Annotated in this window: 12 protein-coding genes; 7 read left to right on the forward strand and 5 right to left on the reverse strand. The window is 44.2% G+C overall.

The window, feature by feature from the left end; all coding sequences use genetic code 11:
* Positions 1-7: 7 nt before the first annotated feature.
* Positions 8-1318, reverse strand: coding sequence for a DNA recombination protein RmuC (gene rmuC, locus AAC978_RS10085; RefSeq protein ID WP_341547909.1), 1311 nt, complete (start codon positions 1316-1318; stop codon positions 8-10).
* Between the two features lie 164 nt (positions 1319-1482).
* Between rmuC and htpG the strand changes: the two genes are divergently transcribed.
* On the forward strand, positions 1483-3324 hold the full coding sequence (gene htpG, locus AAC978_RS10090) for a molecular chaperone HtpG (RefSeq protein WP_341547910.1): 1842 nt from the start codon (positions 1483-1485) through the stop codon (positions 3322-3324).
* A gap of 86 nt (positions 3325-3410) precedes the next feature.
* Here the strand turns inward: htpG and AAC978_RS10095 are convergent, their stop codons facing one another.
* On the reverse strand, positions 3411-3755 hold the full coding sequence (locus AAC978_RS10095; protein ID WP_341547911.1) for a (2Fe-2S)-binding protein: 345 nt from the start codon (positions 3753-3755) through the stop codon (positions 3411-3413).
* A gap of 245 nt (positions 3756-4000) precedes the next feature.
* Here AAC978_RS10095 and AAC978_RS10100 point away from each other — a divergent pair, with 245 nt between their 5' ends.
* Complete coding sequence (locus AAC978_RS10100) at positions 4001-6937, forward strand: FAD-binding and (Fe-S)-binding domain-containing protein (protein WP_341547936.1); 2937 nt, start codon at positions 4001-4003, stop codon at positions 6935-6937.
* Positions 6938-6970: 33 nt separating this feature from the next.
* Entirely contained in the window at positions 6971-8149 is a 1179-nt protein-coding gene (locus AAC978_RS10105) for an MFS transporter (RefSeq protein ID WP_341547912.1), read from the forward strand.
* Between the two features lie 151 nt (positions 8150-8300).
* Here AAC978_RS10105 and AAC978_RS16185 read toward each other — a convergent pair whose 3' ends face one another.
* Positions 8301-8384 carry a putative holin-like toxin gene (locus AAC978_RS16185; protein WP_445900302.1) on the reverse strand — a complete coding sequence of 28 codons (84 nt, stop codon included), beginning with the start codon at positions 8382-8384 and terminating at the stop codon, positions 8301-8303.
* Positions 8385-8585: 201 nt separating this feature from the next.
* On the opposite strand from AAC978_RS16185, the gene AAC978_RS10110 reads away from it, so the two are divergent.
* Complete coding sequence (locus AAC978_RS10110; protein ID WP_341547913.1) at positions 8586-9404, forward strand: hypothetical protein; 819 nt, start codon at positions 8586-8588, stop codon at positions 9402-9404.
* Between the two features lie 281 nt (positions 9405-9685).
* On the opposite strand, the gene AAC978_RS10115 is transcribed toward AAC978_RS10110, so the two are convergent.
* Positions 9686-11410 carry a GMC family oxidoreductase gene (locus tag AAC978_RS10115; RefSeq protein WP_341547914.1) on the reverse strand — a complete coding sequence of 575 codons (1725 nt, stop codon included), beginning with the start codon at positions 11408-11410 and terminating at the stop codon, positions 9686-9688.
* Between the two features lie 787 nt (positions 11411-12197).
* On the opposite strand from AAC978_RS10115, the gene AAC978_RS10120 reads away from it, so the two are divergent.
* Positions 12198-12386, forward strand: a complete 189-nt coding sequence (locus tag AAC978_RS10120; RefSeq protein WP_341547915.1) for a hypothetical protein — start codon at positions 12198-12200, stop codon at positions 12384-12386.
* A gap of 450 nt (positions 12387-12836) precedes the next feature.
* Here AAC978_RS10120 and pepT read toward each other — a convergent pair whose 3' ends face one another.
* Entirely contained in the window at positions 12837-14069 is a 1233-nt protein-coding gene (gene pepT / locus AAC978_RS10125; protein WP_341547916.1) for a peptidase T, read from the reverse strand.
* Positions 14070-14241: 172 nt separating this feature from the next.
* On the opposite strand from pepT, the gene AAC978_RS10130 reads away from it, so the two are divergent.
* Together AAC978_RS10130 and AAC978_RS10135 are read left to right on the forward strand one after the other, a co-directional pair.
* The gene (locus tag AAC978_RS10130) at positions 14242-16197 is read left to right on the forward strand and encodes an ABC-F family ATP-binding cassette domain-containing protein (protein ID WP_341547917.1); all 1956 of its coding nucleotides are present in this window, start codon (positions 14242-14244) and stop codon (positions 16195-16197) included.
* A 102-nt stretch (positions 16198-16299) separates the two neighbouring features.
* A complete protein-coding gene (locus AAC978_RS10135; protein ID WP_341547918.1) occupies positions 16300-16452 on the forward strand; it encodes a hypothetical protein in 153 nt (50 codons plus the stop codon).
* The last annotated feature ends 2 nt before the right edge of the window (positions 16453-16454 follow it).

Genomic DNA, 16454 nt, shown 5'->3' on the forward strand with positions numbered 1-16454 from the left:
CCCAAGCTTATTCTTCTTCCCCTGCCGCCAATAAAGCAGCGCTTTCTTCCACAGGCAGGCTCTGTACATCTTTGAGCTTGCGACCGATGGACCGCGACTTACGAGTCGCGGTTTCTATCGTATTACTAGCTTCTTGGAGCTTTTTCTGGGTTTTTTCGAGGATCTCGGTAAACTTACCAAACTCGGTCTTTACGGCACTGAGAAGGTTCCAGACTTCACTGGAACGTTTTTCGATGGCCAGGGTTCTAAAGCCCATTTGGAGGCTGTTGAGCAGAGCGGCTAAAGTCGTCGGACCGGCAATCACGACTTTATAGTCTCTCTGCAACATTTCACAGAGACCGGGACGACGGAGAACTTCCGCATAGAGCCCCTCAATGGGGAGGAAAAGAATAGCGAAATCCGTGGTGTTCGGTGGATCGATATATTTCTCGTGTATGGATTTACCTTCGGCTTTAATGCGGTATTCTAAAGCTTTTTGAGCTTCGGCAATACGAGGAAGATCACATTGCTCTTGGGCATCGAGTAGACGGTCATAATCTTCGATAGGAAATTTCGCATCGATAGGTAGATAGATAAGGCGACCCTCACCGTCTTTAGCCGGGATATTGATGGCAAATTCTACACGATCCTTGCTCCCGGCCTTGGTAACCACGTTTGTGGAATATTGGTCGGCGGTGAGGATTTGTTCGAGTAAAGTACCCAATTGAACCTCACCCCAGGTTCCCCGAGTTTTCACATTGGTTAGGACTTTTTTCAAATCCCCGACACCTGAAGCCAGCGTTTGCATTTCGCCGAGCCCTTTATGGACTTGTTCCAGACGATCGCTGACCATTTTAAAGGATTCGCCAAGTCGTTGTTCTAGGGTAGAGGTCAGCTTTTCATCGACGGTGACCCGCATGAGCTCAAGCTTTTGAGCATTATCTTGCTGGATAAGCAGGAGCCGTTCTTCAAGAGTTTTACGCATAAGCTCAAGCTTCTGCTCAGTAGTCTGGGAAAGGGTATTCATTTGTTTGGCGAAGATATCCAGCTGGCTGCGCTGAAGGCTAGCAATCTCTGCCATCTGAGTCAACTGAGAGTCGTTGAAGCGTTTTAGGGATTGGCTCATTTCCTCTCTGCCTTGTCGGGAGAGGGAGTGGCTTTCCTCCCGGTTCCGCGCTAATTCTTCCTGAGAAAGTCGTTCCTGACGTTCCAAGTTTTTTTCCAGGTGAGTCATTTGATTTTCTAAGTGTGTCAGCTTTGCTGTCTTAATTAAGAGTAGGATAAGTAAAAGGATGGCAAGCGCGGCAAGAGCACCATTCACAATAGGCAAAAAATCCATTAGGTTCCCTCCATATAATTAGGCCTGGTGGCCCTTGTTCTCTGAGTCCATCTCATTTTACCATAATTAGTTGACGTTTTTATGAGTAGCTTGCACCTCTGACCAAATTTGATTAAAATATAGGTAGTACACATTAATTACATATTTTGGAGGGTTTAAACACAATGAGTCAGATGGAGACAAAAGAATTTCAAACAGAAATTAGGCAGCTACTTGATATCGTAATTAATTCTCTTTATACAGATCGTGAGATATTTCTACGCGAGCTTGTATCGAATGCTGCCGATGCTTCTGAAAAGCTGAGGTATATTCAACTTACTGGACAGGAGCTCAAGGACCAAGATCTGCCTTTGGAGATTCGGATTACTTCTGATGAGAACGCCCATACCTTAACCATTGCTGATTCTGGTATTGGTATGACGAAGGACGATTTAATCGAAAACTTAGGGACGATTGCCCATTCAGGATCGAAAGCCTTTGTTCAGCGTTTAGCGGAAGCGGGAGATAACAAGGATGTGAATCTGATTGGTCAGTTCGGGGTCGGCTTTTATTCCGCCTTTATGGTAGCTGATAAAGTAACTTTGACCACTCGCTCCTATCAGCCGGAGGCCCTAGGTTACCGCTGGGAATCGGATGGGAGAGGGGATTACAGCATTGCTGAGGAAGAGGATCTCCCTCGGGGAACTCAGATTACCCTTCATCTCAAGGAAGATGCCGAGGATTTTGCGAAGGCTGACACAGTGAAGCGTATTATTAAGCAGTACTCCAGCTTTGTACCCTATCCCGTCTTCGTCAATGATGAAAAGATCAATACGGTCCAAGCATTGTGGACCAAGAATAAAAATGAAGTCTCAGATGAGGAGTATACTGAATTCTATAAGTACATTGCTAATGCCTTTGATGAGCCTTTGCTGAAAATGCATTTTTCCTCGGATGCCCCCATTAATATTAATACCTTGTTGTTCGTGCCAAGTTCGAATATGGAGAAATTCGGCTTTGGCCGGATGGACACCGGTATTAATTTGTATTGCAAAAAGGTTCTCATTCAAGAAAAGGCCAAGGACATTCTCCCAGAATGGTTGCGTTTTGTGCGCGGGGTCATTGACAGCGAGGAGCTTCCCTTGAACATCTCCCGGGAAACCATGCAAGATAGCGCTTTAGTAGCCAAGCTAAATAAAGTGGTGACCAGTCGTTTTCTGAAGTTCTTAGATGAACAGGCGAAGAATGAGCCGGAGAAATTCAAGACTTTCTGGAGTGAGTTCAGCATTTTCCTTAAGGAAGGCGCCGCCAATGACTTCACCCATCGTCAGGAGATTTTGAAGCTCTTGCGTTTTGAGTCCTCAAAAACTGGGGAAGGCGAGTTAATCTCCTTAGGGGATTATGTGAGTCGGATGAAGGAAGGTCAAGAGTCGATTTACTTCATCAATGGGCCAACTCGCGAGATTATTGAAAAGGGTCCCTATTTGGAAGTATTCAAAGATAAGGATTATGAGGTCATATATACCTATGAAGGCATTGATGACTATGTCTTTGATATGATTCGTGAATATGAAGGAAAACGCTTGATTTCTGCTGACCATGATGATTTGAAGCTGACAGATTCTGAGGTGAAGGAAGGGGAGCAGCTCTTATCTGAAGAGGAATTGCAGGCCTTTAATGGCTGGCTCAAAGAAATATTGGGCGCAAAAGTCACGGAGGTTAGGGAGTCAAAGCGTCTAGTGGACAGCCCGGCAATTATCCTGAGTCATTATGGCACACACAGTATGCAACGGATGATGCAGCTTATGAACCGAGATCTGCAGGATGTTCCTCCCGGTATTTTGGAAATTAACCCGAAGCATGGCTTAATTCAACGTCTCAATGAATTGAGAAAGCAGGAAGATTCCTTTGCTCCACTGGCAGCTGAACAGCTCTTCGCCAATGCTCAGATTGCAGCCGGAATCATCGTGGATCCCCGTAGTATGGTCAATCGCTTAAATGAGATTTTGGAGAAAGCTTTAAATTAAGAGAATTAAATTTACATGGTAACTCTATCGTGTATATAGCCAAAATAGCCAGGGGGCTGATACCCCCTGGCTATTACTATAGAAACTTATCTTCCTAAATCAATGATGTTTTGAATTAAGCCCTTACACTTCCCACATTCCTCACCAGTGACCTCGTCTACTCCTGTACCCGCTCCGGTAACCTCGCTAACTTTTTCCACAGTATCGGCACCTGCTTTAACTGCGGCGACTACAGTTGCTAAGGAAACCTTTTTACATCCGCAAACAGAGCTAAGAATAGTTTCTAATTCGGATTGACAGCCCTCACATTCAGTACAAACTCCTGCACTGGCGGCTATTTCTTCTTTTGTCCTTGCTCCTGCCGTCATTGCCTTTCTAATTGACACGTAGTCGACATTATTCTTAGTGCAAATTATTCTATTACCTGCCATATTAATATCCCCTTTTTGACTGTTTCTGCTCTTTTCTATTATAACATACTAAGTTTTTACCAGCCAGAACAGTTAGCTGACTACAATTCATTGTAGATTATACTTATACGAAAATTAAAGTTGTAATTATTTTAAAGGATATTCAGGATAAAAATAGAATGAAATATGAAGCTTGTCATAAAGGAGAATCTTCGATCGAAAATTGGCTAAAACTAACCTATCAGATAAAGGAAGGACGTGAAGTCATGACTCATTGGCAAAGTGGAACGAAGTCAATCAATTATGATTTGAATCCAAGTGACCCCCGTAACCTAAAACAGAAGGAAGAAGATCTGAAAGGGCTTCCTCAAGAATATCAGAGTTTTTATCGTGAGGTCGCCCAATTCATACCCTATCAGCGGATTTTTATTGATCCCTTTTATACCTTGGGTTATGGTATTGATGCCAGCTTTTACCGACTCATTCCGAAGATTGTTATTCGTGTGCAGAATGACGCCGAGATAGGAGAAATTCTTCGTCTTTCCCAGAAAACAAAGATCCCCGTGACCTTTCGCACAGCGGGTACCAGTCTATCCGGTCAGGCTTTGACGGATTCCGTGCTCTTGGTGCTCCAAGGGTCTTGGCGGCATTATCATGTCCACGAGGGAGGGAAGAAGATTAGCTTGGAGCCGGGTATTCTCGGGGTCGAAGCGAATCGTTATCTCCGCTCCTTTAAACGTAAAATCGGACCCGACCCCGCTTCCATCGATCACTGTATGATTGGGGGGATTGCGGCTAACAATGCCAGCGGGATGTGCTGCGGTACTGCCGACAACAGCTATAAGACTGTGGAAGAGATGCGGATTATTTTTGATGATGGGACGATTTTGGATACTGCGGATACCGCTTCCCGTCAGTATTTCATGGAGCGTAAGGCTGATCTCATCCGTCAAATCGAGGCAATACGCGATGAGATTAATGCTGACCCAGACCTCGTAGCGATGATTCACAAAAAATATAAGATCAAAAATACAACGGGATATAGCATCAACGCTTTTGTTGATTTCCATGATCCGATCGAGATTATTAAGCATATCATCATCGGCTCAGAAGGGACCTTAGGCTTTATATCTCAAATTACTTATAAAACAGTCATTGATTATGACCATAAAGCCTCAGCCTTAATCATTTACCCCGATATGGATCATGCTTGTCATGCGGTGATGAGACTCACCCGAGATTTAGTAGCAGCTGCGGAAATGATGGACCGTGCTTCCTTAAGGTCTGTTGAAGATGCACCGGGAATGCCGGAGTATTTAAAAACCCTTTCCGATACGGCGACGGCCCTCTTAGTTGAAGTGCGTTCGGCGAAACCAGAGGAGCTCGATCAATACATAAAGAAGACAACCTCTGTCTTAGAAGATATCCCCACGGTATTTCCCATTCAATTCACGGCAGTTAACTCAGAATATGAAACGTTCTGGAAAATTCGCAAGGATATTTTTCCCGCAGTAGGTGGGGTTCGTCCCCAGGGGACAGCGGTGCTCATTGAAGATGTGGCTTTTCCTTTGGATCGCTTAGCCGAGGCTACAGCTGATCTGCGCAATAGTCTCAACAAATTTGGTTACACCGATGCCATCATCTACGGGCATGCCTTAGATGGCAACTGGCACTTTATCTTTACGCCAAAGTTTGATACCGATGCAGAAATCGCTCGCTATGAGGGCTTGATGAACGAAGTCAATGAGTTCGTGGTTAAAAAATATAATGGTTCACTGAAAGCAGAGCATGGGACAGGCAGGAATATGGCTCCCTTCGTGGAATTAGAATGGGGAAGCAAAGCCTATGAGCTGATGCGTCGACTAAAGTCTGCCTTTGATCCCCACAATCTTTTAAACCCCGGGGTCATCATCAATGATAATAAAAACGTTCATCTTGAGAACTTGAAAGTCATGCCTCAGTCTCATGAAACCATCGATAGCTGTACTAACTGTGGCTTCTGCCAGGACATCTGTCCATCCAAGCACTTAACGACCACTCCGCGCATGCGCATTATTCTCCAACGGGAGATATCTCACCTGAAACGAACCGGTAAAGACCCAGAGCGGCTGATGCGTTTACTTAAGGATTATGACTATGCAGGGAATGCGACCTGCGCGACGGATGGCCTTTGTGCTACTTCCTGTCCTCTCAACATCAATACCGGGGACAGTTCCAAATATCTGCGTTCACAGGCCATTACCCCGGCTACGCGTAAGATTGCTACAGCTCTAGCCAAGAATATGAATGGGGTTACTGGCATCATGCGTGTCGGGTTAGGTGTTGTTGATGGGACCCACTCCTTACTAGGTAGTCGCCTAATGGGTAGTTTGGCAAAAACCGCCCGTGGGGTTTCTCAAAGCAAGATTCCTTTGTGGAATTCATGGATGCCTAGCAAAGGCCATGGCAAGGTGAAGCCTCTGCACCCGATTTACACCGCCAAGAATGGGGAAGTGCTAAAGGTAGTGTATTTCCCAAGCTGTATCAGTCGTTCCATGGGACCGGCTCGCAAGGATAAGGATCAAAGACCCTTGAGTGAAGTGATGTGCTCCATCCTTGCTAAGGCAGGTTATGAAGTGATTATTCCGGCGGGTCTAGATAAGCTCTGTTGCGGAATGCCTTGGGAGAGTAAAGGCTTCTTTGACATCGCTGATGAGAAAAGTGCGGAATTAGAAAAGGTTCTGCTTCAAGCCAGCGAAAATGGCAAATACCCGATTGTCTGTGATACCAGTCCCTGCCTGTATCGGATGAAGCGAGCTTTTAAATCCGGTATTGAGCTTCATGAGTCCGTGGAATTTACCCATGACTTTTTGCTGCACCGCTTGCATTTTCAACCGGTTCCGGAGACAATTGCTATCCATGTGACCTGCAGCTCCATTAAGATGCGCCTAAGTGAAAAATTCAAGGCTGTGGCGGAGGCCTGTGCCGAAAAGGTAATTATTCCGGATGATGTGCATTGCTGCGGTTTTGCCGGGGATAAGGGCTTTACTTATCCCGAATTAAATCAAGCAGCCTTAGCCGGGTTGAGTCAAGCCATTACTGACGATTGTACCGGTGGGTATTCCAACAGCCGGACCTGTGAGATTGGTCTTTCGGCTCACAGTGGAATAAGCTATCAATCCTTAGTCTACCTCGTGGATCGTTGCTCGAGTCCGCTACGTTAAAACAGGTTGCGCTAAAATGACGGGAGTGTCTTCATGAAGAAAGAATTCGTTCGTCCCATGATCATCTTGATCCTCATTCAGTTTTTAGTGATGGTAGGATTCGGGATTGTAATTCCCATTCTTCCCTTTTTGATTAAAGAGCTGGGAGGGGGAGCATTTTCGCTCGGGTTATTTATGTCGGCTTATTCCATCATGCAGTTTTTCTTTGCTCCCTTCTGGGGGCGTTTATCTGATCGAATTGGCAGGCGCCCCGTCCTTCTCATCGGGCTCAGCGGTTATGGGATAACGTTCTTTCTCTTTGGTATGGCCGGCAATCTCCCACTTCTCATTGCTTTTCGTGCTTTATCCGGGATGGTCTCCTCGGCGACTCTGCCAACAGCGATGGCCTATCTGGCGGATATAACTGAGGGAGCTGATCGGTCTAAGAGCATGGGAATGCTCGGTGCAGCTATGGGACTAGGCATGGTCTTTGGTCCAGCCCTAGGCGGATGGCTAGGACATTATAGCTTTACCTTGCCTTTCTATTTTGCCGGAACGTTAGCACTCCTTGTTCTGCCCTTTGCCTGGAAGCTGCTCCCTGAGACGCTGAAAGAGCCAACTAAAGAGTCTAAGGCAAAGGTGCGGTTGCATTTCGGGGTGGTACGCGATGCTTTATTTCCTCTATTCGTCTTTGGCTTTGTCCTTAGTTTTACTATGGCCATGTTTGAAACCACCTTTACCTTGTTTGCGGCCGAGCGGGTGGGCTTCGGACCCAAAGAGATGGGCATGGTATTCATGATTATCGGAATTGTTGGCGTGATTGTTCAGGGTATGCTGATCGGGAAGGTGGTGAAGCGCTTTGGGGATGCCAAACCCGCTAAATTCGGAGCGCTTCTCTGTGCCTTGGCTTTTCTTTGGATGCTTTGGGCTCCCAACGCAGTTCTTCTGGTTTTGGGAACAATGGTGTTCATGGTAGGCAATTCTTTAATGACTCCGACCAGTTCCAGCTTAGTCACAAAGAACAGCCATAATCAGCAAGGGGCATCCCTAGGAGTCTATCAATCCTTCGGCAGCTTAGGGCGAATCCTTGGTCCGCTGATCGGAGGGGGTATCTATGAATTATCCATGAATACACCCTACATCATCGGCATGGGAACCTTGGTCCTATGTTTAATCATCTTTGGCTCAAAAATTCAGGACCGAAAAGCAGAGGAGACTGGCTTTTCAGCATAAAAATTACATCAAATAGTGATGCTTTCAATAAATATGTGGTATACTAAGATCAAATAGGAGTTATGCTTTAACATAACTCCTAGTAACAGCCGCTTGAAGTGCGGTCGGCTATAGGGTATACGGATAGACCGAATCCTTGAGCAGGGGCGGTCTATTTCCGTTTACTGGAGGTAAGCAATAAAGCAACTAATGTTCCAAAGGAGATCATTAGTGTTAAAGCTTCATATACTTCCATGGCATCACCTCCCTTCGGAGGAATGCCGACCGCCCTGCAAGCCTTTACTGTTACAAGATAAATTATAGCATAGTAGCACTCCAAATGGAGTGCTTTTTATTATGCCTCTAAACCACGGGTGCTAAAAATGGCGAGTGAGTCATATGAATTTATGGGAGACAAGCTTGTTATTTTTTAGCCTGATGGAAATGAGGTGGACCAGTGGAGGAGTATGTCAGTGAAGAAGTGTATCCAATCCTACAGGGTCAGGATTTGTATCTTGTGAAGGGCAAAGCAATTTCCTACAATTCAAAAGCCTTTAATCAGCTTAAATTAGATTTGCGAGAGTATGAGCTGTATTTTAACGAAAAACGCTGTGAAAATTTAGATATGGTGGGGACCTACCGACCTTGCCATTTTAATAAGGATAGTTTTGGCTTATATATTTATGCCGAGATGTTTGGGATGTATCTCTTCAGTATCCTCAGGCAGACCCAGATGACGTTGCGGGAGGCTCACACTATGGCGCTGGATTCGCTCTTGACTCATGGATCTTTTCATTATCTCGTGGAACGTTACTGCATTTTAATCGATGATGTCGGCAATGAAAGCGATGGTCTCTACCCAACTTATAAAAAGAAGATATATAGTCAAACCTGGGGGACCCGGGATTGTCTTGAAGAAACACTAGCCAATGCCTTTGTTTTCGAGGCTTATCCACAGTGGGACGAGGCTAGGAAGAATTATGTTCAGTCATTATATGCGCGGCAAAGGGATGGCTATCATCAAGCTTGTGAGCTAGAGCCTGAACACTATCGGGAACTCTTTCAGACCTTAGAGGGGCAGATCAAAGCTCAAGGGAAGGGGAAGGGATATGATAGTGAGGGTAACTCGAAAGTGAGTGATATACCAACTCTCTACGATTTTGTCTATAGAAATAGGCTTTTTCGCTTTATCGGACTGCCGGTGTATTTAGTCAATGATTGCCGCAATCTTGAGGATTTCATTCATATTATTGAGCTTTTATTTCCTCAGATATGACCCGGCCACTCTTTCGAGCAGTCAGGTTTCTCTAATTTTGCCGAATTTTGAGAGGGTCAGACCCCGGGGGGAAGGTTGACCGAATGGAAAACTTTCCTCGAGCACAAATAATGCCCTCAACAATTCCTACTGGGAACGTCAAGGGCTTAAGAGTCTACTTCATCGTTACTTGGAAATTCGTGAACCTTTAGGAACCGCCTAGTGCGGACCCGCATGCTAGGTGGTGTGAGAGGACGGGGGCTAGTCGCCCCCTCCTACTCGATTTCTAAGGCCTATTAGGCTTAGCTATCGATAATATTCTCAGCTTCGCCATCATCTAATGGATAGGGACAAGGATCTTCACGAAGGAAACGCACAGCATTTAGACCAATGATTTGAGCCGGTATAGTTGTATTCCCATCTGGTAAGATAGGTGAAATCGATAGATCGGCAACCTTTAGATTCTCGGTACCGAAAACATTGAGGAAGCCATCGACGACTCCTTCTTGAATATTCCTTCCCATCCTACATTGCCCTCCGAAGTGCTGAATATTCCGGTAAGAAGCCCTGACATATTGTGCAAGTTGTCTGCGTTTTTCCTCATCATTCGCAATGAGGAAAATATTCTCAGACGGATATACAATTCGATAAATGCCTTCTGGATCAAGATTACGAGCTTTCTTCATGATCTTATAAATCTTAAGATAGTAATCGATGATAAAATCAAGGTCGTTAGGGTCCCCCAGTGGATTCAGGTCGATAGACGGATACGCTTCGGGGTCACTGTGAGCGACCATAATCGTGCCCCTAGTTCTTGGGTTTAGGTCGAAAACGCCAATACTCATGATATTGGTTGGCTTGGTTGGGCTAAAACCCCATCCGTTTATCGTGACAACGGGAACCGGGAGAAATGAGGGTGTCACAGATCCATAGAGTTGAAGGCGACGTCCTCCGGTTACATCCGCTTGAAAGGCACCAAGTGGGAAGGGTTGATCGGGATCGGCAGAGATTACCTGCTGCAGGCGGGAGGTTTCAACTTCGATTCCGATTCCTGCTGTAAAATGAGCCTGGAAATTGTGCCCTACGTTAGGACTCTCTACCAGGGTTGTGATCCCTGCTCGAGCTAAATCGGTTGATCTTCCGATACCGGAACGTTGAAGAATAACGGAAGAGAAATTACCTGCAGAAACAATGATCCCTTTTCTCGCAAAAGCTCTTTGAGAAGATCCATCCTTGACGAACTCAACTCCCGCTGCGATGTTGATCCTTCTTCTGCGTAGGAATAGAATTTTATCTACAGTTGCTTTGGTTAAAACGATTAATTCTCTTCCGCCAATCCCGAATTCATCTGGTTGGAATTCGTTTCCTTGGGTTACAATATTCTCGTTAAGATAACCTGTTGCCGTGGATGAACGAACGAATTTGCCGTTAACTTCTTGGCTTAAGAATTGGGATCGATAGAAGGTGCAATCGTTGATCCCTGTATTATAATCTTTAACAATAGGGATACCGAGAACCTCTGAAGTTGCAGTGGCTAAAGTTACAGTGAGTCCATTCGGTGGAATGTTTTGTTGTCTTATAAAAACTGGGCCATTGGTTCCTCGTTCTTCTGAGTTTTGAGTTGCCCCTATATAGGTCTCATTATCAATGAAGAGTTGACGAAGATTTTCATAACTCCATTGAGGTCCAACGAGTTTAGCCCATTCATCATAAAAGTCGCTACTTCCACGGACAGCATACATAGCATTGTGCTCAGAGCTTCCTCCGATCGCTCGACCACCGGCTATTCTGAGTTGCCCCCCGATAGCCGGCTGGGCTTTAGTCATAACATTAAAAGAGTACTTGTTATCAGAAGCTAAAACTCCTGATCCTGCATTAGAAGCACCGCTTAGCTCCTGCATCATATTCGTTCCGGGTTCTAGAAGAAGAACTTCAGTGCGGTTGTCATCTGACAACTCTTTGGCAATTACACCTCCGGCGGTTCCTGCTCCTATAACGATATAATCAAAAATGCGCTTGTTTATCATTAACCCTTTCTCCTTCCTTTTTGGATAAGTCTCCTATTTTAAAATATGAGAAAGAGATGGATAAGGTTAACAAGCCATAGAAAATTTTGAAAAGTTGGTTCTTAGATGAGGGAAAGGGAGCAATCCCTTTTCTTTAGTCGATTATTGCTCCTACGCTTACCAAGAAAACTCAAGGAATATGGTTATACTTGCAGTATGTCACGGAAAGGGAACTGTTGGGATAAATCTTAGTTTTTTTCCGGCTGTATTATATAGTTCATTAAAAGGGATACGTTTAAGTTCACCGCCTACTAATCTGTATACCTTACTACCAGCTCTTTCAAGTGACTTAATAAGCGGCTTAGATAAAGTTGTCGTTTCGTTAATCACCAAATGAAATTTGCCTCAAACTCGTCTCACTATCATAGACATAGCTGGTATAACGTATAGGAGAATATATTTAGAGCCCCTAATTTGTACCACAATTCCACGAATTTTTTCTTATCATTTCCCTTAGCTATTCTTGCCTCAATAAGCTTATTCTCACCAACACTTGCAACTTCATTAAACAAAATAGAGACGTCATTTTCATCACCTAAGAATAAATAATCTTTGTTTATTACCAGACTGAATTCTTCGGTTTATATTGGAAATGCATCAATTCCAACTGGTATTGATACTGTCAAAATGTCCGGTAGCGACTTGCAATTTTATGTTTTAGAGGGAAGTACTTGGGGCTCAGCAATAGTTCTATCAGGTCCAGTCACAATAAACTAATTATAAATTTAGTGAGGACATAGAAATAAGCATGAAAAGTAATAAAGAATTATTAATAAAAAAACATAAAGCAACAATTACACCTATAGTTAAAAGCATTGAGGAATTAATAGGATACCTAAAGTCTAAAATAGATATAGAAGAGATAGACGCAAATGGTTTTATAAGATTTTTCCAACCTCATATCCCTTTTAATGTTGTAAATAGTATTCTAAAATAATGAAAAGAAGTTTACTGCTGAAGAGTTGCATTTTATAGCAGTTAAACTTAAAAGAACCACCAGTAATGGATCATATTATAACCATAATTATACACATATTGCCGAGAATCATGAAGAAGATATGATTTATATTATTTTTGAAGAGAAAACCGGATATATCCACTCGAATTCTAATAAATTGCTATTGGAATTATTATTAGAACGTGGCGTTAGTCAAAATGACTATGATAATGATACTTTTTTGTTTTTGTCGTATTTATCACACTTAGATCAATATTTAAATAAGGAATATTAGAGGAGGAAAGGTAAACTTGCACCCTCTATGCCCCTTTTCAAGCGATTCCTGATCCTAACATAATGTAATATGAAGGCCTGTACTTAAATACGACTGCGCTGTCGTATTTGAGTACAGGCCTATTTTGGCAGGATGTTTCATGCGGTTTTGCTATCTTAACGGAGATCCTCTTTAGCATAGAGCTCAATAATCTTCAAGATGACCTCAACAGATTTTTCCATGGCGAAGGTGGGAATAAATTCATAGCGGCCATGATAGTTATGTCCACCGGTAAATAGATTGGGAGTGGGAAGCCCCATAAACGACAGACGCGCTCCGTCTGTTCCTCCACGTATAGGCTGGATTAGGGGTTTGACGCCTACGGCCTCCATGGCAGCTTGGGCCTTTTCCACAATATGCATAACGGGGAGGATTTTTTCCTTCATATTTTGGTATTGATCCGTGATCTCAATAGAGAAAGTACCTGCTCCATAGGTTTGATTTAAATCCTCGGTTAAGCTCCGCATAGTTTCTTTGCGTTTAGCAAAGGAATCTTGGTCAAAATCCCGGATGATGTAGTAAAGAGTGGTCTCTTCCACATCTCCTTTAATATCATTAATATGATAAAAGCCTTCATAACCTTCCGTTGTTGCCGGTGTTTCCTGGGAGGGAAGCTTAGCGATGTATTCATTGGCAAGTAGGATGGAATTGATCATTTTGTTCTTGGCATTGCCGGGATGAACATTTCTGCCTTTGACCTTCACGATCGCCTTGGCCGCGTTAAAATTCTCATACTCTAATTCGCCGATGGGTCCGCCATCCACAGTATAGGCGAAATCAGCGCCAAAGCCAGCTACGTCAAAATGATCGGCCCCACGACCTATCTCTTCATCAGGGGTGAAGGCCACACAGATTTTCCCATGCTCCACTTCGAGGTGTGTTGCCAGGTATTCCAGTGCTGTCATAATCTCAGCAATACCTGCTTTGTCATCTGCTCCTAAAAGAGTGGTTCCATCGGTTGTAATCAAGTTTTTACCTATGTAATCCTGCAATTCCGGAAAATCTTGAGATGAAAGAATCAGATTCAGCTCCGAATTTAACACGATATCCTGACCATCATAGTTCTCAATGATTTTGGGCTTGACATTTTCGCCGGAAAAGTCTGGGCTAGTATCCATGTGGGCGATTAAGCCTAGGGCGGGGATAGCCTTTACCGAATTAGCCGGTAAGGTTCCGTAAACATAGCCTTCTTTTATTCTAGCATCCGTCAAGCCAAGATCCTTTAATTCTTTTTCCAGAAGCTGTGCTAATTGCAACTGCTTGCTCGTACTGGGTGTAGTTTGAGAATCTTCGCTGGATTGGGTGTCGATCTGAACATACCTTAGAAAACGGTCAATAACTTGTGACATGGTCAACCTCCTCATTCTTCTTAGAACTTGATAATAACACTATAAGCTATTTTTAAGTCTCATTCAAATAGGGTCAGACTCACGCTTATGAATTTGCGGTTCACGAATACTCTCAGAAGTGATATACTCAAAAGATGACGCATTCAAGTTCGGATAGTTAAGGGGAATCGCAATGAATCTGTTAACAGCTGAATCGCTCACCAAAAGCTATGGTATAAAGTTTTTATTTAAAGATATCTCACTAGGCATAGAAGAAGGCCAAAAGATCGGTATCATCGGGGTGAATGGAACAGGGAAGACGACCTTGCTGAAGATCCTGGCGGGTATGGAGCAGCCGGATCAAGGACAGATTGTCACCAACAATACCTTACAGTTAGAATACCTTCCCCAGGAGCCAAATTTTGATCAGGAAGCTACCGTGCTGCAACAGGTTTTTCGCGGGAATTCCCCGTTGATGCAGCTTCTGAGAGATTATGAAACTGCTTTAGAACGCTTGAATCAAGATCCAAACAAGGTCGAATATCAAAATACCCTCCTCCAACTAGGACAGAAGATGGACAGCCTTAACGGGTGGCAAATCGAAAGCGAAGCCAAAGCTATTCTGACCAAGCTAGGGATAACTCAATTTGATATAGCGGTTGGGACCTTGTCCGGTGGGCAGCGGAAGCGAGTAGCACTAGCTAGTGCCCTGATTCAGCCTTCAAATCTCTTGATTCTTGATGAGCCAACCAACCATATCGATAATGAAATGGTAGATTGGCTTGAAAACTATTTGAATAAACGCAAGGGTGCCCTTTTGATGGTGACCCACGATCGTTATTTTCTCGACCGGGTAGTGAATCGAATGTTTGAACTGGATCGGGGAAAACTCTATTCATACCCTGGAAATTATAGTCGCTACCTGGAATTAAAAGCGGAGCGGGATGAGCAAGAAGAAGCTTCCGAAAAGAAACGTCAAAATACCTTGCGCAATGAGTTAGCTTGGATCCGTCGGGGGGCTAAAGCTCGCACGACCAAGCAAAAAGCAAGAATTGATCGTTTCGAGCAGCTTCAAGGGGATAAGCCAGAGGAAAAGTCAGGGAAGGTGGATATCTCAGCGGGAGCAGCCCGTCTAGGGAAAAAAGTCATTGAGTGCTCCCACCTTCATAAGGCCTACCCTAACCGTGGAACGGTGATTGATGACTTTAGTATCATCCTGTCCAAGTTTGATCGGATTGGGATTATTGGTCCCAATGGTAGCGGAAAATCCACCTTGTTAAATATTTTGGCTGGACGGATTCAAGCTGATCAGGGAGTGATTGAGTGGGGGTCCACAGTTAAGATAGGGTACTTCGCTCAAGAATGTCGAGAGTTTGAGCCGCAGACTAAGGTTATCGAGGTGATTAAGCAGGTGGCGGAAGTGATTCCTACGGCAGAGGGTGGAGTCATCACAGCCTCGCAAATGCTGGAGAGATTCCTTTTTAACCCAGCTCAGCAATGGACCCCTGTCGAAAAGCTTTCCGGTGGAGAAAAGCGGCGACTTTATCTCTTACAGATCTTGATGGATTCACCGAATGTATTGCTCTTAGACGAACCGACCAATGATTTGGATATCCAAACCCTTGGTATTCTTGAAGAATATCTTGAGGATTTTCCTGGGGTTGTCATAACAGTATCCCATGATCGCTTTTTTCTGGATCGTGTCGTCGAGCAGATCTTGGCTTTTGAAGGACAGGGGAGAATTCGTTCCACTGTCGGTAATTACACAGACTACCGGGAGCAGATGGAAAAGCGAGCTCAGGAGGAACAATTATCTGAAGAAACTCTGACTCAAGGTCAGAAAAGCTCTGGTCGAGTCCCAAATCAGGAGGGAACAGCGGATACGGCTCAACTGAGTAAGCCCAAAGAGCGTCCTTTAAAGATGAGTTACAAAGAACAAAGAGAGTATGAGCAGATAGAGGATGTCATTGCCGATTTCGAGAGTCAATTGGAGCGTGTGGAGCAAGACATGATGGAAGCCGGGGGCAATTACGGCAAGCTTAACGACCTTGTGAAGGTCAAGGATGAGCTAGAGAAAAAGCTGGCAGAATCGCTGGAGCGATGGACCTATCTGAGTGAGTTGGCTGAAGAGATTGCTCGGCATAAGTAGCAAAATGAGTAAAATAAAGTGAGTGAGTTGAGCCTTATGTTGAGCCATTATCAATGGTCCTAGCTTGAGATGGTATGTGCTTTTGAAAAAATGGAGGTAATTATGGATAAGAATGTTGAGCTAATGAAAAAGATTATCGAGGAAAAGAAGAAGAAAAGCGCCCAACAAGGAGGGCCCAATAAAGCAACTGCTAAAATTGGGCAGACTCGCGGTGGAATAAAGAGTTATAAAAAGGGTGGACTTTTTGATAAGTAATG

The sequence above is a fragment of the Desulfitobacterium sp. THU1 genome (assembly GCF_038181555.1).
Classification (GTDB): Bacteria; Bacillota; Desulfitobacteriia; order Desulfitobacteriales; family Desulfitobacteriaceae; genus Desulfitobacterium.

Coding starts and splice junctions, on each gene's coding strand:
- rmuC (WP_341547909.1), bottom strand. CDS start 1,318: ATGGATTTTTTGCCTATTGTGAATGGTGCTCTTGCCGCGCTTGCCATC.
- htpG (WP_341547910.1), top strand. CDS start 1,483: ATGAGTCAGATGGAGACAAAAGAATTTCAAACAGAAATTAGGCAGCTA.
- AAC978_RS10095 (WP_341547911.1), bottom strand. CDS start 3,755: ATGGCAGGTAATAGAATAATTTGCACTAAGAATAATGTCGACTACGTG.
- AAC978_RS10100 (WP_341547936.1), top strand. CDS start 4,001: ATGACTCATTGGCAAAGTGGAACGAAGTCAATCAATTATGATTTGAAT.
- AAC978_RS10105 (WP_341547912.1), top strand. CDS start 6,971: ATGAAGAAAGAATTCGTTCGTCCCATGATCATCTTGATCCTCATTCAG.
- AAC978_RS16185 (WP_445900302.1), bottom strand. CDS start 8,384: ATGGAAGTATATGAAGCTTTAACACTAATGATCTCCTTTGGAACATTA.
- AAC978_RS10115 (WP_341547914.1), bottom strand. CDS start 11,410: ATGATAAACAAGCGCATTTTTGATTATATCGTTATAGGAGCAGGAACC.
- AAC978_RS10120 (WP_341547915.1), top strand. CDS start 12,198: ATGAAAAGTAATAAAGAATTATTAATAAAAAAACATAAAGCAACAATT.
- pepT (WP_341547916.1), bottom strand. CDS start 14,069: ATGTCACAAGTTATTGACCGTTTTCTAAGGTATGTTCAGATCGACACC.
- AAC978_RS10130 (WP_341547917.1), top strand. CDS start 14,242: ATGAATCTGTTAACAGCTGAATCGCTCACCAAAAGCTATGGTATAAAG.
- AAC978_RS10135 (WP_341547918.1), top strand. CDS start 16,300: ATGGATAAGAATGTTGAGCTAATGAAAAAGATTATCGAGGAAAAGAAG.